This is a genomic window from Lacticaseibacillus rhamnosus (assembly GCF_900636965.1).
Classification (GTDB): domain Bacteria; phylum Bacillota; class Bacilli; order Lactobacillales; family Lactobacillaceae; genus Lacticaseibacillus; species Lacticaseibacillus rhamnosus.
Map to the genome: position 1 here is coordinate 2,916,943 of NZ_LR134331.1, position 21,508 is coordinate 2,938,450.

At 46.5% G+C, this 21,508-nt stretch carries 18 protein-coding genes and 1 tRNA gene; 7 read left to right on the forward strand and 12 right to left on the reverse strand.

The genetic code is table 11. From position 1 onward, the window contains the following. Positions 1-4 precede the first annotated feature (4 nt). The 3 genes from EL173_RS14695 to EL173_RS14705 all read left to right on the forward strand — a co-directional run bounded on the left by EL173_RS14695 (position 5) and on the right by EL173_RS14705 (position 4,811). Positions 5-997 carry a DUF58 domain-containing protein gene (locus EL173_RS14695; protein ID WP_005690561.1) on the forward strand — a complete coding sequence of 331 codons (993 nt, stop codon included), beginning with the start codon at positions 5-7 and terminating at the stop codon, positions 995-997. Continuing rightward, positions 990-3,155: a transglutaminase-like domain-containing protein gene (locus tag EL173_RS14700; protein ID WP_005690560.1), complete on the forward strand. Its 2,166-nt coding sequence runs from the start codon at positions 990-992 to the stop codon at positions 3,153-3,155. Before EL173_RS14695 ends, EL173_RS14700 begins: the two co-directional genes overlap by 8 nt. A 546-nt stretch (positions 3,156-3,701) precedes the next feature. Continuing rightward, positions 3,702-4,811, forward strand: a complete 1,110-nt coding sequence (locus EL173_RS14705; protein WP_005690558.1) for a glycosyltransferase family 4 protein — start codon at positions 3,702-3,704, stop codon at positions 4,809-4,811. Positions 4,812-5,022: 211 nt separating this feature from the next. Here the strand turns inward: EL173_RS14705 and EL173_RS14710 are convergent, their stop codons facing one another. Beyond that, positions 5,023-6,417, reverse strand: a complete 1,395-nt coding sequence (locus EL173_RS14710; RefSeq protein ID WP_005690556.1) for an aspartate ammonia-lyase — start codon at positions 6,415-6,417, stop codon at positions 5,023-5,025. A 412-nt stretch (positions 6,418-6,829) separates the two neighbouring features. On the opposite strand from EL173_RS14710, the gene EL173_RS14720 reads away from it, so the two are divergent. After that, positions 6,830-7,846 carry an IS30 family transposase gene (locus EL173_RS14720; RefSeq protein ID WP_019728331.1) on the forward strand — a complete coding sequence of 339 codons (1,017 nt, stop codon included), beginning with the start codon at positions 6,830-6,832 and terminating at the stop codon, positions 7,844-7,846. A gap of 177 nt (positions 7,847-8,023) precedes the next feature. Here the strand turns inward: EL173_RS14720 and EL173_RS14725 are convergent, their stop codons facing one another. The 4 genes from EL173_RS14725 to EL173_RS14740 all read right to left on the reverse strand — a co-directional run bounded on the left by EL173_RS14725 (position 8,024) and on the right by EL173_RS14740 (position 11,417). Next, complete coding sequence (locus EL173_RS14725) at positions 8,024-8,314, reverse strand: hypothetical protein (protein WP_005690552.1); 291 nt, start codon at positions 8,312-8,314, stop codon at positions 8,024-8,026. A gap of 93 nt (positions 8,315-8,407) precedes the next feature. Further along, entirely contained in the window at positions 8,408-8,656 is a 249-nt protein-coding gene (locus EL173_RS14730; RefSeq protein ID WP_005690549.1) for a hypothetical protein, read from the reverse strand. Between the two features lie 220 nt (positions 8,657-8,876). Further along, on the reverse strand, positions 8,877-10,055 hold the full coding sequence (locus EL173_RS14735; RefSeq protein ID WP_014571727.1) for an NAD(P)-dependent malic enzyme: 1,179 nt from the start codon (positions 10,053-10,055) through the stop codon (positions 8,877-8,879). A gap of 36 nt (positions 10,056-10,091) precedes the next feature. Then, entirely contained in the window at positions 10,092-11,417 is a 1,326-nt protein-coding gene (locus EL173_RS14740; RefSeq protein ID WP_014571728.1) for a 2-hydroxycarboxylate transporter family protein, read from the reverse strand. 156 nt (positions 11,418-11,573) lie between these two features. On the opposite strand from EL173_RS14740, the gene EL173_RS14745 reads away from it, so the two are divergent. Both EL173_RS14745 and EL173_RS14750 read left to right on the forward strand, forming a co-directional pair. Then, complete coding sequence (locus EL173_RS14745; RefSeq protein WP_014571729.1) at positions 11,574-13,118, forward strand: Spo0B domain-containing protein; 1,545 nt, start codon at positions 11,574-11,576, stop codon at positions 13,116-13,118. After that, positions 13,096-13,785: a response regulator gene (locus EL173_RS14750; RefSeq protein ID WP_005690542.1), complete on the forward strand. Its 690-nt coding sequence runs from the start codon at positions 13,096-13,098 to the stop codon at positions 13,783-13,785. Before EL173_RS14745 ends, EL173_RS14750 begins: the two co-directional genes overlap by 23 nt. Positions 13,786-13,968: 183 nt before the next feature. Here EL173_RS14750 and EL173_RS14755 read toward each other — a convergent pair whose 3' ends face one another. Further along, complete coding sequence (locus EL173_RS14755) at positions 13,969-14,484, reverse strand: hypothetical protein (protein WP_005690541.1); 516 nt, start codon at positions 14,482-14,484, stop codon at positions 13,969-13,971. A gap of 252 nt (positions 14,485-14,736) precedes the next feature. Between EL173_RS14755 and EL173_RS14760 the strand changes: the two genes are divergently transcribed. After that, positions 14,737-15,711, forward strand: coding sequence for a D-2-hydroxyacid dehydrogenase (locus EL173_RS14760; RefSeq protein ID WP_024129619.1), 975 nt, complete (start codon positions 14,737-14,739; stop codon positions 15,709-15,711). 812 nt (positions 15,712-16,523) lie between these two features. Here the strand turns inward: EL173_RS14760 and EL173_RS14770 are convergent. The 6 genes from EL173_RS14770 to EL173_RS14795 all read right to left on the reverse strand — a co-directional run bounded on the left by EL173_RS14770 (position 16,524) and on the right by EL173_RS14795 (position 21,479). Continuing rightward, a complete protein-coding gene (locus EL173_RS14770) occupies positions 16,524-17,378 on the reverse strand; it encodes an NAD(P)-dependent oxidoreductase (RefSeq protein WP_005690533.1) in 855 nt (284 codons plus the stop codon). A gap of 308 nt (positions 17,379-17,686) precedes the next feature. Next, positions 17,687-18,085 carry a hypothetical protein gene (locus EL173_RS14775; protein ID WP_005685739.1) on the reverse strand — a complete coding sequence of 133 codons (399 nt, stop codon included), beginning with the start codon at positions 18,083-18,085 and terminating at the stop codon, positions 17,687-17,689. A 172-nt stretch (positions 18,086-18,257) separates the two neighbouring features. Further along, positions 18,258-18,938: a type 1 glutamine amidotransferase gene (locus EL173_RS14780; RefSeq protein WP_005714251.1), complete on the reverse strand. Its 681-nt coding sequence runs from the start codon at positions 18,936-18,938 to the stop codon at positions 18,258-18,260. Positions 18,939-19,116: 178 nt separating this feature from the next. Beyond that, positions 19,117-20,046: an HAD family hydrolase gene (locus EL173_RS14785; protein ID WP_005690529.1), complete on the reverse strand. Its 930-nt coding sequence runs from the start codon at positions 20,044-20,046 to the stop codon at positions 19,117-19,119. 234 nt (positions 20,047-20,280) lie between these two features. After that, a tRNA-Lys gene (locus EL173_RS14790) sits at positions 20,281-20,353 on the reverse strand. A 205-nt stretch (positions 20,354-20,558) separates the two neighbouring features. Next, entirely contained in the window at positions 20,559-21,479 is a 921-nt protein-coding gene (locus EL173_RS14795) for a ribose-phosphate diphosphokinase (protein ID WP_005685736.1), read from the reverse strand. Positions 21,480-21,508: the final 29 nt, after the last annotated feature.

The following is a 21,508-nucleotide window of genomic DNA, read 5'->3' on the forward strand; positions in this document are numbered from 1 at the left end:
ACCCATGCATTGGCGTAACGTTTTTCTGAACAGTGCCCTTGTCGCCATTTTTGGCTGCCTAATCTGTTTTGGCATGGCGTTTAATTCGCCGACGAGTTGGTTTGTCAGCGAGTTTGTGTTCGTGTTGTTGCTGCTCCTCGTTCTTCCCTTATTACTACCATTGCGACGGCGCCTTAAGTTTACCGCTGACAACCCCACTTTAATTGCCAACCGGCCAGCTCGGCGTTTCTTTACGCTGACGCACGGCAAATGGCTGCCTAATTTAATTTTATTAGATGCTGCTAAAACCAGCACTTGGCACCTTCCCAGCGGTCAGCGAACAGCCAGAATCACGTTACAATTACCCCGCGGTGTTTATCGCCAACTTCCTTTCAGCGTGACCGTGACCGATTGGTTTGGTTGGTTCCGCAAAACACTACCCTTACAGCTCACGACGCCGCTAACCGTGGGCCCTACCCGTCAGCCTGAAGCTGCTGCGCGGATGGCCGACCATTTTGTTCAAAAAATGGCCGCTTCGGAAGCAGGTCTGCCAAGTGATCGGATCAAAAATTTCCGTGATTATTTCCCGGGTGATAACATTCAGCAAATCGCCTGGAAAATCAGTGCCCACGCTGATTCATTAATCGTGCACGATGATGAACATGAAAGCCAGACCGCTTGGACCTTGCTGCTCATCATCAGTCCTTCACTGTCTGTTGAGGCGGGACTAAGTTTGTTTGCAAGCTTAATGGATACCGGAATCTTTAGTGGGGATGGCTTTTTGCTGGATCAGCGGCTCACGCGTGTTTTTCGTGGTCAACAAGATGCTTTGCTTGCAGGGTTTGAACCTAAGGGCAGCGCCAATGTCGAATGGCTGCATGACTTATCCGCCCCGGGTCACCAACGCGCCTACCTAATTCTCGCTGCCAACACTGCAACCGCCGTCCCGTTTCAACAAGTACTTGCTCCGGCTGTGACAACCGTGGCAACACTGTCAGGAGGTGGCGACCATGCCTAAGTGGCTGCAACGACTTTTAGCAGTTTTGTTATCATGGTGGCTACTTGCGCTTTTCTTAGAACCTTTTGCTACTATCAATCCAATCGCCCACCCACGCGCATTAATCGTCTATATCCTGATGATGAGTCTGATTGACTTTTTGGCCGTGCTACTACCGCGCCAATGGCCATGGTGGCTGCTATTGGGCTGCGGCACGACAATCGGTGGGCTTTGGGGCGTACTGCCGCTGAAGCAGCCATTTGGCGTTTCGTGGTTCACGGCGTATTTACACACCTTTACCAGTGCAACCGGAAAATTCGTGCAGGCTGGCGGCGTCGATGTTCCAACCGTCCTCAGCATGACGCTGGTGATCACGTTGGTAGCTTTTCTGTTGCTGTTAACGGTTGTGGTTCGTTTCTATCCTGGCGCTATTGCCATCGTTCTTAGTTATCTGGTGGCTGTGCACATTTTTAACGGCAGCGAATTAACCATTCAATTTATCCAGTTGGCTTTGGTAACCGGTTTGATGGCGATGCTCCATCTTTATGCTGATCATTGGCGCCCGTTCTTACTGGGATGTGTCTTCATAAGCGGACTAACGCTTGGCCTCGCTTGGCTTTCATCGGCGACCCCACTAAATGATCAGCTGGCAAATGTGTCGATTCCTTTTCGTGACCGGTTAAATCAGCGTGGTTTTTATGCCGGTATTGAGACTTATATCAACGGCCCCGGACGAACGGGCTTTACTGAAAATAGCCGCGTTTTGGGAGGACCGGTCTACGATGACCCCACTCCGGTTTTCACGGCAACCAGTGCTAAAGCCAGTTATTATCGCGTTGCCGTTGATGCAGAATATACCGGTACTGGTTGGCAGGCTGGTGCTGATCAAAACCAGAGTATGCCATTAGACGGTGCCACCATGCGCGACTCGGCGGCTACTATCGATTACGGGCCTGCCACAAGTACGGCCTTAACTTTCAACGGTGGTAAAACCTATTTACCGCTTCCTTATGGTCAATTGACCTTCACCGGCGGCCAACCCGATCCCACGACCGATTTTTTGCTCAATCCGGAAACCCGCCGCATGCAAACAACCGACCAAGCACGTTTTCAGCGATTGGACATTCAGGTGCAACCAAAACAGATCTCAGCAGCACAATTGGCCGCGGCGACCAGTTCCCGTCAAAAGGTTGCGTCCCGTTATCTACAATTGCCACGCACCCTGCCAAAAAGGATCAGAACACTTGCCAAAAGAATCACCGCCAAGGCCACGACCCCATACGAAAAGGTACTGGCTGTCCAAAATTATCTCAAATCAGATCCACGCTTCACGTATTCAAAAACCGATGCACGCCGCACCCCGCCAACCCGGGACTATGTGGATTATTTTCTTTTTGATTCGCCCATCGGTTACTGTGATAACTTCTCCTCGGCAATGGTTGTACTATGTCGCAGTATCGGCTTGCCAGCGCGCTGGGCTAAGGGATTCAACACTGGCACATTGCTCGGTGGTTCCGGAAATCAGAAAAGATACGTGATTCGCAACAGCAATGCCCATTCATGGCCGGAAGTTTACTTCGATAACTTAGGCTGGCTGCCGTTTGAACCAACACCAGGCTTCAGTGACCCGGCAACTCCCGATGAAAATGTTTCGCCTCCAAGTCCCAGTAGCAGCGGCACTGAAAGCGTTCAGCCGTCCAGCACTAGCAATTCATCCTCGTCCAGTTCGCGTGTGTCCGCCAGTACAGTGTCCAAACAAACGAAACGACAATCTCGGCCGTCTCTCAACCGCCTGAGTTGGCTAAAAAAATCATTGTTCATCATCTTATTAGCTCTACTGTTGATAAGTGTCTGGCAGTTACCAGCGCTCGTCATGCTGATATTAGGAATCGGACTGGGATCGACAAACTTTTCGGCGCGTTATCGCATACTTCTTCGGGCGTTACGTTGGGTCAAGAAACGACCCGTGAACCAGTCGCTTGATGATTATGCTCAGGCCATCGATAAACGATTAGGCCAGCAAGCGTATATGTTTAACTTAACCAAGGCTTATGAAGAAACAGTTTTTGGCAATCTGCCGGTTAACACAGCCATATTGCGACCTCATTGGAAAGCACTCACTAAGCAACTTGTACATGATCGTTATTGGTGGCAGCGCTCAAAAAAGCATAAATCATAGCGCGAGGTTGTTTCACGTGGAACACTCGGTTTAATCTTTTTCGCCACGAAACCCAGCTCATCCATTCCTTTGCGCCATTTAGGAAAATCAGCATAAAAGCCCGGTCATCACGCCCAAGGCCACCTATGCTCCGGTTTCTAACCGGGCTGGCTCGCGCTCACTAAATTGCCGGTTACAGTCGAAAAGCAAAAAATTTTCTTGTGAATTTTCAGTTTAGGTTATAAGATAGATAAGCAACGTCTTAGCTTAAGTTGCAGTTACACGTGAAACAGAACGCAAACAATTCAGCCACTTATCATAATCCCTTTTTTCTAAATGAAACAAGCACTCACAACCCTTGATAAATCAACGGTTGCGAGAAAAAACTTGCACTTACTAATAAAAAGCGCGTATGATAATATAAACAGTTTCTCAGAAGAACCAAAAACTGTTATGACCCCGCTACTATTTTTTTAGTAGTTGTGCCACTTCGACTGGACGCTGCAGTCAGCTCGTAACGTACTCAGAAGAAAGGGGGGGAGCCGCTGATCTTAGCGGCGAACACTTATGAAAGTTATGATCGTTCTAGAAAATATCGTCATGGATGGCGTTAAACGCGCTTCAACCGTTTTAGGTAACGACCTCGTCAAGCACTACGATGTTAGTTTTTATACTTTAGCAGATGCCCCTGCCTACTTTGAGTTGGACGCACCTCTGCTCATCGCACCGCGCCCAACCGATCCTAAACTTTTAAACTTTTTTGGTAGTGACCCATACACCCACTATCATGACCAAATTGCGGATTTGATCACGACAATTCGGGATCAGCACTTTCAAACAGTTATCTTACCAGCCGGTTTAACAACGAGTTTTGCTCCGCTGATTAAACGGGCTTTGCCAGACGTTAATCTCATTGGCTGGATGCACAACAACTACGCTACTTACATGGAAGATTACTATGTCCAGATGCAAGCTGAGTTTGAAGGCGGCTTGCAAGCTGTCGATACACTCGTTACGTTAACCGAAAGCGATTTGAATTCCTATAAGCGTTTCAATCCGCGTACCGTTAAAATCTACAATCCGCTCACCCTTGTTCCTACTGGTGAAGCTGATCTAAACGCCCACCGCATCGCCTTCACCGGCCGAATCGCCATCGCCCACAAAGGAATCGATTTTTTGCTTGAGGCCGCCGCTTCACTTCCGGACGACTGGAAGATCGCAATTGCCGGCGCTGGAACCGATGAAGACATGAAAAACTTCTATGACCTGATCGACTATTTTAACGTCAGTGACAAGCTTATTTATCAAGGACCGCTAAAAGATAAGGCTTTGCGTGATCATTACCGTGCCGCTTCAATCTTCGTATCCACGTCGCGTTGGGAAGGCATGCCGCTGGTTATCGGCGAAGCTATGGCCTCAGGTTTACCGGTTGTTGCCATGGAAAATACCGGTTCCCGCGAATACCTTGGCAACAACGACTATGGCCTGCTGACCAAAGCGCAGGATGTCCCGGATTTTGTTGCTAACCTCAAGAAAATGATTAACCAAACCGATTTGCGCCAGCACTACGCCCATCAAAGTTTGGAACGTGCCAGCCACTTTAGCCCGGAAAACATTGTGTCGCAGTGGATGCCGATTATTGAGCACCAACCAACACACGTCTCAATTGCCGGATAGTTAGCAGTACAGTTCTCCAAAAGTTACCATGCTTCATCAAAAAAGCACTCACGGAAAATCCGCGGGTGCTTTTTTGAGTGAATTAGATTATAGAAAGCTTGTACGTTCCACGTGAAACCTATTGTTGATGACAAAAAGTTCCACATGAAACACCTAAACCGAAGATGCTTGTTTCATGTGGAACAGTTGTGTCACTTGGTAGGAAATCACATCAATTCTTACCGACTGCAGCCGCTTTAGGAATTGGCTCTTGGTTTGTCATGACTGCTGGTGAGAACAGTCGCTTGATCAACTCATCTGGCAGTTGGTGCTGCCGGCGAAGAAGTTCAGGAATGGCAATGTGGGTTTTAAGACTGGTCTTAACGAGTTTGGTTGTCGCTTCATAGCCAAGGTACGGACTAAGAATCGTTGCGCTAATCGCCGAGTGTTGCACATTTTCATCAGACTGCGCTTCGTTGACGGTTAATCCAGTCACGCAATTCGTTGTCAAGGTGTCAATGCCTCGGGCTAAATAGCGCTCGCCTTGCAACAAGTCACGGAAAATAATCGGTTCAAAGGCATTTAGTTCCAACTGCCCTGCTTCTGCTGCCATACTAATCGTTAAATCCTGCCCGATAACCTGAAAAGCAATCTGATTGACGACCTCAGGGATGACCGGATTCACCTTCCCCGGCATAATCGAAGACCCTGCCTGTTTCGCCGGTAAATGAAGTTCATTCAAACCAGCTTGCGGACCACTGCTCAGCAACCGCAAATCGTTAGCAAACTTAGATAAATCCGTCGCCAACCCCTTCATTGCTCCGGAAAAGGCAACTAAGACATCACAATTCTGAGTGGCATCGATCAAATCATCAGCTGACTCAAGCTTTAAGTCAATGAGCCGGTTAACCTGGGACACAATGTGCGCGCGATAATAAGGAGTCGCGTTCAACCCGGTACCGATTGCCGTCCCCCCTAAATTGACCTGGCGTAAATCTTCCGCCGCTCGCGTCAACCGTTTTTGGTCGCGCTGGAACAAACTGGCATACGCATGAAAACTATGACCAAATGTAGTTGGCACTGCATCCTGCAATTGTGTGCGCCCGACTTTAACCACGTCCGCAAACTCGTCTGCTTTGACCAACAACGACTTAATTAAAAAGGTCAAGGCTTGCTGCAATGGCGGCAAAGCTTGCAAAGCCGCCATTTTCCCGGCTGTGGGATAAGTATCATTCGTTGACTGACTCTGATTCACATCGTCATTCGGGTGCACCGGCTCAGCGGTATGCTGACTGGCCAAGTTGGCAATGACCTCGTTAACATTCATATTAACCGAAGTCCCGGCACTTCCTTGAATCGCCGGCGCCACCAGTGCATCACGATGTTCACCCATCAACAAGCTGTTACATGCCGCAACAATTGCTTTCGCTTTAGCGGCTGACAATGTCCCGCCAGCTGCATTCACTTGTGCCGCCGCCTTTTTAATGATAATCAGACTTTTAAAAAGCAAAGCATCGGTCCGTTCATGACTAATTGGAAAATTCGCCAGTGCGCGGGTCGTGTGGATCCCATATAAAACATCCTCATCTACTGCCAGCTTGCCAATACAATCTTCCTCGATACGCATTGTGAACTCCCTTTCATATACCAATATTTACGTTCTTAGTATATGCGTGTTCCAAAAAGCGTCAACGTTTAATGTAAGCTAGTCTGACAAGTAGATTAAAAAGTATACCAATTAAGCAATTTTCTTACCATCTTGTTGGTCGCGATCTACCTTATCGAAACAGGCAAGCGCCCGCCATCGTTCCACTGGCCAATCATTTGATGCGCCTGACATGAGTCAAAAAAGGTAACCAAAATGAGTCCGGACAGTGACATTACTATTTTGAATATCAAGAACTTGAAAAATACAGCGTCTCACTTGCAACTTTTTTCCCCAGTTTACAATTCAAGTGCAACACCCTGACGACTAGACCATAAAGGCCATGAAGACCTATTCTTGTTAGTGCTAGCTAAACAAGAAAGCAGGAATCTTCATGACCCACTCTCAGACTAACACCCACAAGCATTACCAACAACTCAGTTTTAGCGACCGTGCTACAATTCAGGCCCTTCAGGCTGCTGGTGACACCGCGACCGTGATTGCACAGAAGCTTCATCGCAGTAAAGCGACAATCTCACGAGAAATCACGCGTGGATCTGTAACTCAGCTCGACTCGAAGCGTCACTCGCATCAAGTCTATCTTGCGGAAACTGCCCAAGCCATGCACGACCGTAAACGCGATAGAACCGGTCACTACGCCTTTCTTAAGACCGGCCGTGCGTTCTTCAAGGCTCTCGCCAGGGAGCTTACTCGTAAGCCGCGCGTACACAGCGTTGATAGCTTCGTACACTTCTATCGCGACCAGGGCAAGGCTTGCCCTTCAACGACAACTGTGTATCGCTACATCGACGCCGGGCTGCTTGAGCTAGACAACATGACACTTCCCAAGAAGCTCCGACGCCGCATCAAAGGCTATAAGAACGCCCACAAGCGCAAGAATAAGAAGATATACGGCGACTCAATCGAGTTGCGTCCTGCGGCCGTGAATGACCGCACAGGCGTGGGACATTGGGAAGGCGACTTGGTCAAAGGTATTCGCTTAGCTGATGAGCCAGCATTAATGACGCTCACAGAACGGTACAGCCGGACTGAGATCATCGTCAAGATTCCTGACTATCATGCGGGCACCTGCCTTAAAGCCTTGCAGGACACGATCGACGACTACGGGGCCAAGGAATTTGAGAGTATCACTTTTGACAATGGTTCCGAGTTTGCCAAGTTATCAGAGATTGTTGGAACCCAGATTTACTTCGCACATCCGTACTCGCCTTGGGAGCGTGGCACAAACGAGAACGCCAATGGACTGCTTAGGGAATTCTTCCCGAAAGGGAAGTCTCTCAGAGCAGTTACCCTGGTTGAAATTCAAGCAGTCCAATCCGCACTGAACCATCGTCCCAGACGTATTCTGAACTATCTTCGCCCATGCGATTACTACCGATGCATGGCGTAACAGCCTAGACCACTATCAAGAATTCGTTATCATCGTTGCACTTGACTTGAAAATTGAGGCTTGCAACTTTTTTTCCGAGTGCAAAAAGACGCTGCCGTCAAGAACGCTTCTAGCTTCTTGACGGCAGCGTCTACCACTTAAGAACCCTTGCGATGGCAATCATCCCTACTTCACTCTTTATGGATTATTGTTTTCCAAAACTATATATAACTTTTCCAAACTATTAAATGACATAAAGTTGGACAAATCCAAGGAACCATCATGCTTAACAGTGACTTTCTCAGAAACGATGCCACACAGGACGTTATCGAGAGCACGCTGCGTAAACATCTTTTCTTCCTGAAGACTTTGTATGCCGAGAACAAGTGCCTTCAGTCGCTTGTTTTTTCTATGAATGACTACAAAGCAAATTAAAGGGCCAATAGATAAAACTGCTACAATCAGGAAAACCGCAATTAAGTGATTCATATCCGAACAACTCGCTTCTATAAGATTAAAACCAGACAATCCAGGAACGGCAGCACTGCCGAAACCTGAGTCTTACTTTTCCATCTTCATTGTCTACCGTGCAGGCTTTTTTAAATTCTTGGAAAATATAACAACTAGGAAAACAAGTATAAACAAAGCGAAAAGTATTCGTAATCCTTTAAAAGTAAATAATTCTCCATCTTCAAAGAGTTGATAAAGATTAATAAACTCAAACATAAAAAGTAAACCCAGCGGCCCAAAAACCGCTCGCCTTTTTCGTTTCATTTCACTGTGCGCGAATCCATCTTGAGATTTAACCTTATGATCATCACTGAGTGCCACACTTATCCCTCCCTACAGGTATAAGCATAACAAAGGCGGTCATCATTTGATCCAACAACATTTAAACGTAGGGATTTCGGCATTTAACGTTCATTTCAGCTATAACTACGCCGACAAATTCTTTTTTCACCTAATGTCTTAATTCTTATAGATAACGCCAAGCAAAAAGCCCCCGTACGCAATCGTCATCGACCTTGTAAGGAAGCTTCTAAATTGATTTCTAGGCTTTCGCTGTTGCTTTTGCTGCGTCCCGAACGCTTTCTGCTACCACTTCAGCAACATCCCCGTCAAACGCATTAGCAATGATATTCGTGGTTGACAATTCATCATCCGGAATCAAGCTGGCAATTCCTTTAGCCGCGGCAATCTGCATGTCAATTGTAATTTTGCGTGCCCTAGCATCCAGAGCGCCGCGGAAAATGCCTGGGAAAGCGAGCACATTGTTGATCTGGTTTGCAAAATCACTGCGCCCAGTTCCGACAATATACGCACCAGCCGCCAACGCTTCATCCGGGAAAATCTCCGGTTCCGGATTGGCCATGGCGAAAATAATCGGTTTGGGCGCCATTGTTTTGATCCACGCCGGATTGAGAATGTGCGGCGCCGATACCCCAATAAAGACGTCCGCACCTTTCAAGGCATCTTCTAACGTCCCGGTGCGGTTTTCGCGATTCGTTATCTTAGCAATCGCCGCATGATGTGGTGGCAGTTGATCAGCGTTCTTTTCAGCTAAAATGCCCACCTTATCCACCACTATGATGTGTTTGACCCCGGCTGCCAAGAATCGCCGGGCAACGGATAGCCCCGCCGAGCCGCCGCCATTAACCACCACGCGAATGTCTTCAATCTTTTTATCCGCTACTTTCAAGGCATTGTACAAAGCGGCGAGCACCACAATCGCAGTGCCGTGTTGATCATCATGGAACACGGGGATATTGAGTTCATCAATGAGCCGTGTTTCGATTTCAAAACACCGCGGCGCACTGATATCCTCAAGATTGATCCCGCCAAATGTTGGTGCAATGGCTTTAACCGCAGCAATGATTGCTTCAGTGTCTTGCGTATCCAACACAATCGGCACGGCATCAACCTTAGCAAACCGTTTGAACAAAGCGGCTTTTCCTTCCATCACCGGCATCGCAGCTTCGGCACCGATATTGCCTAACCCTAAAACCGCCGAACCGTCACTGACAACTGCAACCGTATTTTTCTTAGTGGTTAAGTCATAAACGAGCGACTGATCCTTGGCAATAGCAGAAGAAACTGCCCCGACGCCTGGAGTATACGCAATACTCAAATCATCGCGCGTCTCAATTGGTACTTTCGGTTCCACACTCAATTTTCCGCCATTTATTTTTGCTTGATCTAGCGCAAGTTGATTAAAATCCTTCTTTGCCATGTGAATCATCCTCCTTAAGTTTCGAAACTAGTCGATTTAAAAGATCATCCGCAAAATCGCCGTCATTGAAATAACCGTAATCGCGCCACCCAAGCGTGTTGCCACCTGAGCAAATGGCATCAGGTTCATCCGATTCGCCGTACTGAGAATAGCCACGTCGCCAGTACCGCCCATCCCGCTCTGGCAAGCCGTCACAATAGCCGTTTCAACCGGATTCATGTTCAGGAACCGCGCTACGAAGAAACCGGTGGAAACCACAGTGAGCACCACACTGATAACAATGATAAAATATTGCCAACTCAACATGCCAACAACATCTTTTAGCGGAATGTATAGTAAACCCAATCCCGCCATCAACGGAAACGTAAAATTACTGGAAATAAACTTGTATAACTGTTTGGCGCCTCGTTGGGTTTCACCCGGAATGACATTGACATATTTCAGAATCGCCGCGGCAACAATCATCAAAACCGGCCCTGGAAAGCCAGTCACGGATTGCAACAACATCCCTAAAATGAACAAGGTACATGCCGTGAGGACGCCTGCACCCATCATTTTTAGATCAAGCGGTCCCGTATCGTCTTTCAACGCGTCTGCCAAGTCATCTTCTGCCCCATTCAGTCGAACCAACTGTCCCTGCCCCGATAACTCCGGACGCTTCTCTCCCAACCGATTCAATAAACCTGAACACATAATGGCAAAGAAGTTACCGATAATCGTTGCCGGAATTAACTGAGCCACAAGCGCGCCGCTGGTCGTCCCTGTGATCGTGCTGTATCCTAGAGACAGCGGCAAGATGCCTTCCCCGATGCCGCCAGCCAAAACCGGCGTCACAATGAAGAACAACGTATGCTTCCACTCCAGACCCAATAACACGCCAACCAAAGTGCCCACACCCATCGCCAGAATCATGCCAAGCATCATGGGAATAATCATCCGCATCAACCCTTGAATCAGGATCTTGCGGTTCATCCCCAAAATGCTCCCACAGACTAGACATGCAATATAGAAATAAAGAAAGTTTGCTTGCTTCATCAACATGTCAGTTGCTTTTAACACGTTCGGATTCAGGGCGTTATAAAACACAAGGATCGATGGGACTAACAACGACAGTATGGCTGGCCCGCCGAAATTCTTAACCACCGGAATGTTGGCACCAATTGTCCCTAACAACCAGCCCATCGTCAGAATCACTGCAAAGCCACCAAGCATATTGACCGGCAGCTGCTGCATCGCGCCGGCAAGGATGATCACCATGGCCATCACCAGATAAACTGGCAACGGCACGGAACCAATCCTGATCGCCATCCACTTACTTTGTGAACTCTCCGGTGCGCTAGGTGTTCCCGTTTTACTCGCCATTTTCTTTTCCCCCCTTAGGACTCTTACTATCCGCAGCATAATGTAAGCGCTTTAAAGAGTGAAGATTATTTAACTTTTTTAAGCATCAAAGCATTTATTTAAGCCATTATTGAGTGATTCACAAACAATAACTTCTGACGGAGGAAGGTGAAAGGCTTGAAAATAAAAGGATGGCGCCTCTGGAGTTGGCTGTCACTCATCTTCACCTCAACTTTATTAGTGACGGTTTTCACAGTCTATGGCTTCACCTTATTGGAAAATCGCCAGCAGTTCGAGACGCGTGAAAGTCAACTTTTACTGTCAGTCGGCCGCCAATTGGCTCAAGAACCACGTGTCATTTCTGCGCTTAAGGCCAATAAGGCTGATCCGGCAACGCGCGCTTACGCCAATTCTGTTGCCAAAAACTTCAAACTCGACTTTGTTGTCATCATGAACATGCAAGCGATTCGCCTCACCCATCCTGATCCAAAGCAGATTAACCGCCATTTTCGAGGTGGGGATGAGGTTCGCGCCTTGCAGGGACACGCCTATGTTTCCGTGCAACGCGGAACCCTAGGGCGCTCCTTACGTGGGTTTGTTCCTGTGTACCAAAACCACAAACAAATTGGGGTAGTGGCACTCGGCATTAAAGTCACGGCCTTACAAATGCTCATTCATAACTCCCAAAACGGCTTTCGCTTGGCATTACTAGTCGGCATCGTTATGGGCATCCTCATCGCCTTTTTGGTGGCTTATTACATTAAGCGGCAACTACACGATCTTGAGCCTAAAGAAATTGCTCGGTTGCTTGAGGAACGTAATGCCATGCTGGAAGAAACCAAAGATCCGGTAATTGTTGTGGATCTCAACCAGACGATTGTGCTAGTTAATAGAGCTGCCAGCAAACTGCAGCGCCACCTCATTCATGAACAAGCATTTATTGGCCGGCCGTTAACCACTTTAATTGCCCATCCGGAACGCATTAAGCTGACGGTCAAGACCGAGCAGTTTTATCAGCAAGATGGTCAGGATTATTTGTTCTCAGCCGCACCAATTATCGTGAAGAAGCAAAAAATCGGTTACGTTATCTTTTTACGCAACGCCACTGAGGCTATTTTCGTTGCCGATCAGCTGGCGAACACCACAGCTTATGCCAACGCACTGCAAAGCCAATCCCATGAGTTTATGAACAAGCTGCATGTTATTTACGGATTGGTTTCGATCAAACAGTACGATGAATTGGCGATTTATTTACAAGACCTTTTGAAACCGGAACAAGAATTTGCTAATCGCCTCGCATTGTTAGTAAAAAATCCGCTCGTAGCTGGGTTCATGATTGGCGAACGCGAGAAATTTGCGGAACGTAAAACAACGCTCAACTTTGAAATCGTGCCAGAACTGCCTGCCAATCCCAATGTTAGCGAAACTAAATCACTTTTAACCCTCAGCCGTTATCTGCACTTTGGTCTTTTACAGCAAGATTTGCCTGCGACCATTCTGATTCAGCTCGATTATGCTCAGGACCAACTGACCATCACCTATCATCTAGCACAACCGCTTAGCCGTAACGCGTTGTTGTCAGTGATTCATCAAGATTACTTCCAACAATTACTTTCTGATTTGCATGGCACAGCCACCCTAAGTCCAGCCGAACCACTTGTGTTGACTTTGGTGGTGGACTACCACGAGGAGGCAAAAAATGACCAACATTCTCATCGTTGAAGACGATCCCATGGTGCAATTTATTCATCGCAACTATCTGGAAAAGCTTGGTACTTTTGAGACGATTTACTCGTCGGAGACCATTGCCGAGGCCAAAAAACTGCTGGCAAGCCGTTCGATTCAACTCATTCTTCTGGATATTCGCCTGAAAGATGGTAATGGGATCGACTTTTTAACCGAACTACGCCGCACCAAGCAAATGGTTGATGTTATTTTAATCACCGCAGCCAATGAAGTCGAAATCGTAAATGACGCCTTACATCTGGGTGTCATTGATTACCTTATCAAACCTTTCACGATGGAACGCTTCGAAAAAAGCATCCAGCGTTTTAAAACGAAAAATCAAGCGCTGGTCAGTCAGCAATTGAATCAAAGTCAACTCGATGCTTATTTAGAACCACACACGCACGCTTCTTCCATTCGCGACTTGGATAAAGGTCTAAGCAAAGCAACTTTGAAAATGATTCAAGCCGCAATTCAACAATTGCCATCATCTTTTACGGTCGCACAATTAACCGCTGAAACTGGCTTATCGCACGTCTCGGTTCGAAAGTATCTAAACTTTTTGGAGGATCATCGCTTTCTGAAAAGTGATACGATTTACCGCAAGACCGGCCGTCCATTCAAGACTTATCAGGTGATAGCGCCATTGCCGATGCGGTCGTAAATTAATCCGGAAATCTTCAGTACGGCTAATTGGAGGTTAGCGCAGTGCCTTTCTATAACGTGGCCACATAAAAAACGTTAACGTCAATCAAACTAACTAGTTGATCGCGTTAACGCTTTTGATATTGGCCGAGGTGCTTCTTGACTTATTTTTGGCCACTGACGATGCTTGCTGACTTACTGATTAGTGACCCGTGACCATGTTAGTGAAGACCCGTGATGTGATGACCGGATCGTCCTTAGTCTTCTGTGATTGTGCCGATGCCCGCCAATGATAACGATCTAACGGTTGCACCTGAATCTGGTGCGTTTGTGGATGCTTCTTCTGCATCCCTTTCAACGTGCGATACCAGCTATGTTCACCTGTTTTCAGATCGATTAATGCATAGCCTTTACCATTTATGCCAGACTTTCGAAAATCATAGTTATGATCTTCTTTTGACTTCACAACCAACATTCGGCGATTCCAGCCCGCTGCCTGCACATGATAAAGCAGCGTGTTGGCATCAGTGGTCGTTTGGCGTTTTTGTGGGATCCGTTCGATTAGAAAAGGCCCAACGCCGGATTTTGTGATTTCAAAATGCCGAGGCAGTTTGATTGAAAAGCCCTCTGCATCGGCCCCAGGATCACGCTTATTCTTTGGACCATAAAGGCTCATCGCAATCGAGCTGACTGTCAACAAAACACTTAATCCAATCATCGCTGATATTGCCACCAAATTCCTCTTTTTCAAGTGTTTCCTCCCGTTTGATCTAGCTAAGTCGTACAATCAAGATATGTTGATTTCAGTATAATATCTCTTTTCAGTGATCCACCGCTATCAGTTTGAAAGTTATAGAAATTTCAGGATTTTCCAAAAATGATTTCATGGCAGTTTCACGTGAAACACACTCACCGTGAAAGTACTAGATCGATATCAAGGAAGTATTTATACGAGGGAGTTTTATAGATGATAAAGATTGTTTTACTCGATGGCTATGCATTGAACCGCGATTTAGATTGGAGTGCTTTAAAGAAGCTCGGGGAATGTCATTTTTACGATCGCACACCGGTCAACGATACGCAGAAAATCCTAGCTAGAATTGGTGATGCAGAGATCGTTTTAACGCACAAGACACCTTTGACTAAAGCGATTATTGGCAAGGCGCCCAATCTTAGATATATTGGTGTCATGGGAGACGGTTATGATGTGATTGATGTTGAGGCAGCAAGTGCCAGAGGAATTCCTGTGACCAATGTCCCTATCTACGCAACCGATGCCGTCGCTCAATTCACTTTTGCCCTCATCCTAGAGATAACCAGTCATGTCGGGCTTCACAATCGACTTGTTCATGAAGGCCGTTGGGAAGCGAGTCCCGACTTTACTTTCTGGGCAAAAAAGCTGACCTTATTAGCGGGGAAAACCCTTGGATTAGTTGGCTATGGCCGAATCGCTCAAAAAGTAGCTTCCATTGCCCATGCATTTTCAATGAAGGTAGTTTTCTATGATCGGCGGCCCAAAACGCATGACAATCAAATGAGCCAGCAAGTTAGTCTAAAGGAATTACTCACTACCGCTGATATCATTAGTTTGCACGTCCGGCAAGCACCGGAAACCCTTAATCTGATTCGACGTGAAACAATTGAACAAATGCGTCCAGGGGTGATCATCATTAACACCGCCCGCGGTAAACTCATCAATGAAAATGACCTTGCATTGGCATTAAACCAGGGAAAAATTGCTGCTGCCGGACTGGACGTCTCACAACAGGAACCCATTCAACCGGACAATCCCCTCTTAACCGCTAAAAATTGTTATATAACACCACATATCGCTTGGGCTCCCTATGAAACCAGAGAGAAATTATTGGCACTCACGATTGCTAATCTAACGGCCTTTCTCAAAGGCACACCGCAAAATGTCGTCAACGTGCAAGCATTTCACTAAAAGCGAAGAACACCCTTTACAGTGATGACAAGTAAAGTTTGGGATCAGTTGTTTTAAATCTCGGTATGCAGAAACACTCTCCTGAGCACTAAGCTATAGTGAAGCTGGCAAGGCTATTGACATTAATAAATGCACTCAAACCTTCAATTTTTTCGAATGACACTTTAAAATGATAGGAGAGAAAACCTTTGCTTAATACGAAGGCTCTAAAACTGTACTTGTTTTCTTCAGCTATGGGTGTATTCATGTGGTTAAGGCATTCATTACCGTTCCAATCTATTGGGGTCGCAGTTTCTCTGAATTTAGGTTACATTTTCTTTCTATTCGGTGGCATATTTCAAAAACCCGAGTTAGTCGCGGCCAGTTCCTTCCTCATCATCTATGGAAATTTGGGGTTTGTTAAGCAAGTAAATGGCGATACAGGTTATTCCTTCTCAAAAGTTGCCTCTCTTTTAATCATCATTCTTTGCCTTATAACGTTTTATCTGCTGAAAACAAACACTTTGTCGTTCCTTATACCCTTGGTGTCACTAATAATAAATGGAGCTTTAGTCAGTATAAAAACCCACGATCAGAATTGATGAGCTCTCTTAAGCCGAACGGTCAAAATGAAATGGCCGGGGCTTTTTATTTTTTTGATTTAGAAAAAGGGTTCTTTTACACCTGTTTGAACATAAACCGTTTGCAAGTGCGGAACTGGTCAACGTCACGATCAGGAACTTTTATACCAAGGATTCACTTTAAGCATTGATACAACCAAAAAAGAGACCCCCTTTGCGTGAAAGAGTTGTCCCTTTTGCGATATATCATGATTATTCCGAAGCTTTTGGCAGCGCCGTCTTCTTGTTAGTAATATCGATAAATTTCGCTTCGCCGTCAACTGAATCAACCGCTTTTTGCAAGCGTTTCATGGCCGCCGTGGCGATTGGCAAGTCGACAAATTCCTTGGTCGCGTTGTCTAATTCGACTTCATCAGCAACCGAGTCTTTGAGTGGCCGCGGATTGCTTTCGTCTAGCGCCCGGAGTACGACTGGCTTAAGTGGTCCCATCTGTAACAATTCGAGCGTGGTTTCATAGTCAATGCCGTATGCATCAGCTAAATCCAAGGTTTCGCGAATACCGGCTTCGGCTGCCATAATCGCAACATTGGTGATCAACTTTAGCTTAGCGCCGTTGCCTTGGTCACCAACATACCTGATCTTGCCAAAGGTCTCCAAAACCGGCGCAACTGTCTCTACCACTTGCTTGTCACCAGCTGCAATCAGCACCAGACTGGCTTCACGAGCATATTTCACCCCGCCGATCATCGGCACATCTAGCAAAGTCGCATGTGCTGGCATGGCACTTTGAATCGCGGTGATTTTTCGAGGATCCAATGTTGAAGTGACAATCAGCGTGCTGCCCGGCTGTAAATAATTGACAATTCCCGGGTCATCTACCGTCCCGATATGCAATGCTGGCACATCAGCTGACATGACCGACGTGATAATGATTTTAGAAGCGGTCACCGCATCTTCCAGTGAGGTCGCCGCCCGAACATGGTCCCCAGTCAGTGCCGTCATTTTAGCCGGTTCTTTGTCCCAAATCACGACATCATAACCAGCCTGGGCCAAATGCGGCACGATCTGACTACCCATATCGCCAACACCGATAAATGTTATTTTCATGGCTGTTTTCCTTTCAATTTAAGGCTAAGCTCCCAACAAAATTATTAAAGGGTTGTAATAACTTCCAGCAATAAAAAGATAAAACATTTGTGCATAATCATCACGCAACCGGGCGAATCATTTTCCGCTGTATCATCTTCAAATTAGCATGATTAAAAGCCGATTTCAAAAACAAAGCTCACTTGCTGGCTTTAATTTTGCCAAGACGCAAAAAACGCTGCCTCGCGCCGATTCGTTATTTTTAAAATCCACTTATTTGGCGATCCTTATTTTTTCGCAACTAAAGATCGGCGTCCGTATCAGCCAGATTACTCTGGTGCCTTGCCTGACACGCGCGTCAGACTCACGGTCAAAACATTGTCCTTGGTCGTGTTATAGTCAGCCAAAATTCCTTTCACAACACCTTGCGAAGGTCCATGTGTTCGGGTTGTTTCTTCATAATTTTGAATCCACGTACTGACCGCATTGAAGCCGAATTCAAACCCTTCAAACACCTGCATGTAAACCGATGAGCGCGGATTGGTCGCGATGATCGTAATCTTCTTGACGCGGCCATTTTCAATTTGCATGGTCAAGTTGATGAGCTCGTCAGCAATTAAAGTCACGGTTCCATTTTCAGCAGTTCGCGGTAATTTATAAGCCGCCAAGCGCATATTAGCGTTATACACCCGCTGAACATAAGCATAACTCCCCAGGTCTTCGTGCATGATTTTCACTGCCCTTCACTTGTGTCAGTCAACAGCTGGCCTACGCATTCTGATCTGCTGCGCCCCGTTATTTAATAGTGTACAATTTATCTTTAAAAAGGAGAAGTAAACAGCTCGGTAGTCAATCCTTAAAGAAAAAGCCGCCTCTTCACTGAGACGACTCTTTCAAGTTCTATTTTGTTGGCGTAGTTATGAAATCCAGCATACGGAAGATGGCTAAGCGGTTAGCCTCTGGTGGATCGACGCGCATAATTTCTGCGGCCGTTTGATGTAAAGCGTTATCGTCTAAAGCATAAGCCGCATCGTTAATTGCTATTTCGCGAACATCATCAGCTTGCGGTTCCAGATGAAACTGTAAACCAATTACATGATCACCAAGTAAATAGCCTTGGTTTTTTAACAATTCATTACTGAATAACAACGTCGCTTCATCCGGAACTTGAAACATTTCTTCGTGCCAATGCAAAGCCAGCAACGAATCTGGTAAACCGGGAATCATATGCGTTTGTAGATGTACAGGCGCCCAACCAACCTCTTTAGCCGGTGCTTTGCTAACTTGATAGCCCATCGTCTTTACGATTTGTTGCGCGCCATAACAAGCACCAAAGATTGGTTTATGCTGGCTCAACAGTGTCTTAATAAGACGACGCTCCGCCTTAATCCAATCAATATCGTCATTTGGGCTCATCGGTCCTCCTAAAACAACCAACAAATCTGTTTCAGAAGCGGTTGGTAATGTGCCGTCAAATTGATAAGGATGGTAAACGTAAAGCTCATGTCCGTAAAAATCTGCCCAAGTCTTAATAGCCCCCGGACCTTCATTGGGAGTGTGTTGCAAAACGTTAATTCGCATTTTAAATCCTTTCACATCTCCGGCAATGTTTGATTTGGGTTTCGCCTGCAATTACCCAAGATGCTTTATCTTAACACTTACTCAGGAAATTTTATATCTCAAAAAGCAAGTGACGAGTTACGCTTACATCTTTGCAGCCAGTACGGTAATCTTTTTTCCATCACACAAGCTACTGTGATTAGCGATTAATCGACCGCGCCATCCGCTGAATCGTATGCCGTTCCCCACGAATTGCTTTGCTGACGGCGTATAAATTATTGACCGGCGACTCAAAGCCCCAAGCGGAATCGCCGACATGTTGCATATCGACACCGCAGATTTTGTTGCGAATTGCCATTGCCTGCAACACCCGACTGCCGCTGCCTTCCTGACTAGTACCGATCGCACTCATGACCAAGCCGCCTAACTGATGAACCACTTTCACGACTTCGGTTAAATCGGCTTCGTCAAATCCCGGCACTGAGCCAACTGCTGGCGCCAAAATCACATCGGCTCCTGCTTCGATAAAGTCTTTGGCCGTTTCTGCTGTCATGATCCGTTCATCAACTCCGGAAGCATGCATTTTACCCGCAATAATCAAGCCGCTGAAGTATTGCTTGGCCACGGTAATGCTATGGATAATCGCTTCATTAGTGACCCCCGTGCCCGGATTCCCGGTTAGAACCATGAACTGAAAACCCATTGCTTCTGCTTTTTTGATGACAGCCTCACTTGCGGTACAGCCGGGTAAAATCGCAATCTGTTGTTCCATCATGTTAGGATGATCGCCAATCGGTTCAAGATTAATCCCCACTGGCCGCCCAACCAATTTCTTCAATCGGTCAATGCTCGCTTTGCCATCATGCTTAGGCGCAGCAGCAAGATGCCGTTCACCCGGATAAAGACCGAAAATTTTCGGATCATTCACATCCAACCGGTTACACAAAATCATATCCGCCCCAAAAGCAGCCGCAATTTCTGCCGTCGTAATGCTATCCAGATTCTCTTGCGTCACGATATTTTCACTCACAATTATTCGGCCTTCGCTGGCTTTGATGCTTTCTTTTAACTGCTGCCCATTAAACTGCATGACTTCACTGGTACTGGCACTCAACAATCGTTTCACCATGACTGTAAACCTCCAAATTTATTAAAAAGTTAGTTCAACCTTTGATATCATCATTATACTTCCGCCGCTGCTTCGATTTCGTCTTCGTCAAACATTGACTCATCGACACTCCAGAAGAAAAATCCAGTAGTGTCACCGACTAAATGCAAAAATGTTTATTCACTTCAGCAACAAAAAAAATCACGACCCGCAAGCATATTTTATACTTACAAATCGTGATTTTTTTATCTATTCTGGGTGGTCAGGGGATCGAACCCTGGACCCACGGATTAAGAGTCCGTTGCTCTGCCAGCTGAGCTAACCACCCATTTATTTATGTCTGTCGCGCTTCACGACTTAAATATAATATCATGTACCCCTTACTGGCGCAAGTGTTTTGCGAACTTTTTTGCGAAAAATCGTTCAATTTGGTATTTTGACGCCTTCGACAGACTTTTCTATGGCGTATTGCCGACTTGCTTTGAGCCATGCTGACATGCAAAAAGACGGCCGCGGCCGCCTTTTAAAAGTTGTTAGAATAAAACGTGAATGGACTGATTGCTGTTGATCAACTTGATGGCCTTGCCTAGCATCGGGCCAACAGAAATTTGATCGAGTCCTTCGAATTGATGCTTGGGATCGAGTTGAATCGTGTCAGTGATGACAACCTTCTTCAATCCTAGATGTTTGATCCGATCAACGGCCCCGCGTGAAAAGACGCCGTGAGTAGCAGCTGCATAAACATCTAGTGCACCAGCTGCACTTAAGGCTTTGTAGGAGTCAACGATTCGATCACCTGTATCAATCAGGTCATCAATCACAATGGCGTGCATCCCTTCAACGTTACCGATCACGCCGATGTGTTCCTGATCACGTTTGTCGACAATCGCAATTGGCGTATGTAATTCTTCTGCCAATGCCCGCGCCTGTTTGGTTCCGCTATGATCAGGGGCGATGACGACCACATTATCGCCAAGATTCAGCTTTCTGAAGTAGTCGCCGATTAACCGGTGGGCTTTCAGATGGTCAACTGGAATGTCAAAGAATCCCTGAATCTGGTCGGCATGCAGTTCAACCGCCACAATCCGATCGACTCCATCCATTTCCAACATATTGGCGACCAGTTTTGCAGTAATCGGTTCGCGTGATCGTGCTTTGCGGTCAGCACGCGCATAGCCATAGTATGAAATGACCACGTTAATATGGTGTGCACTTGCGCGGCGCAATGCATCCACCATGATCATGAGCTCCATGAAGTTTTCATTCACTGGATCAGAGACCGATTGGATGACATAAACATCAGCACCACGAACACTTTCCGGCAGCTCGATTTGAACTTCTCCATCGGCAAAATGATTCACTCGAGCGGGCGATAACGGTAAACCCACTTCGGCCGCAATCTTTTCCGCGAGTGGTCGATTGCCATTGAGACTGAATAATTTTAATTCGTGCATCGATTTCTCCCTTTTTCACATTTAACGGT

Coding starts and splice junctions, on each gene's coding strand:
- EL173_RS14695 (WP_005690561.1), top strand. CDS start 5: ATGCATTGGCGTAACGTTTTTCTGAACAGTGCCCTTGTCGCCATTTTT.
- EL173_RS14700 (WP_005690560.1), top strand. CDS start 990: ATGCCTAAGTGGCTGCAACGACTTTTAGCAGTTTTGTTATCATGGTGG.
- EL173_RS14705 (WP_005690558.1), top strand. CDS start 3,702: ATGAAAGTTATGATCGTTCTAGAAAATATCGTCATGGATGGCGTTAAA.
- EL173_RS14710 (WP_005690556.1), bottom strand. CDS start 6,417: ATGCGTATCGAGGAAGATTGTATTGGCAAGCTGGCAGTAGATGAGGAT.
- EL173_RS14720 (WP_019728331.1), top strand. CDS start 6,830: ATGACCCACTCTCAGACTAACACCCACAAGCATTACCAACAACTCAGT.
- EL173_RS14725 (WP_005690552.1), bottom strand. CDS start 8,314: ATGAATCACTTAATTGCGGTTTTCCTGATTGTAGCAGTTTTATCTATT.
- EL173_RS14735 (WP_014571727.1), bottom strand. CDS start 10,055: ATGGCAAAGAAGGATTTTAATCAACTTGCGCTAGATCAAGCAAAAATA.
- EL173_RS14740 (WP_014571728.1), bottom strand. CDS start 11,417: ATGGCGAGTAAAACGGGAACACCTAGCGCACCGGAGAGTTCACAAAGT.
- EL173_RS14750 (WP_005690542.1), top strand. CDS start 13,096: ATGACCAACATTCTCATCGTTGAAGACGATCCCATGGTGCAATTTATT.
- EL173_RS14755 (WP_005690541.1), bottom strand. CDS start 14,484: ATGATTGGATTAAGTGTTTTGTTGACAGTCAGCTCGATTGCGATGAGC.
- EL173_RS14770 (WP_005690533.1), bottom strand. CDS start 17,378: ATGAAAATAACATTTATCGGTGTTGGCGATATGGGTAGTCAGATCGTG.
- EL173_RS14775 (WP_005685739.1), bottom strand. CDS start 18,085: ATGCACGAAGACCTGGGGAGTTATGCTTATGTTCAGCGGGTGTATAAC.
- EL173_RS14780 (WP_005714251.1), bottom strand. CDS start 18,938: ATGCGAATTAACGTTTTGCAACACACTCCCAATGAAGGTCCGGGGGCT.
- EL173_RS14785 (WP_005690529.1), bottom strand. CDS start 20,046: ATGGTGAAACGATTGTTGAGTGCCAGTACCAGTGAAGTCATGCAGTTT.
- EL173_RS14795 (WP_005685736.1), bottom strand. CDS start 21,479: ATGCACGAATTAAAATTATTCAGTCTCAATGGCAATCGACCACTCGCG.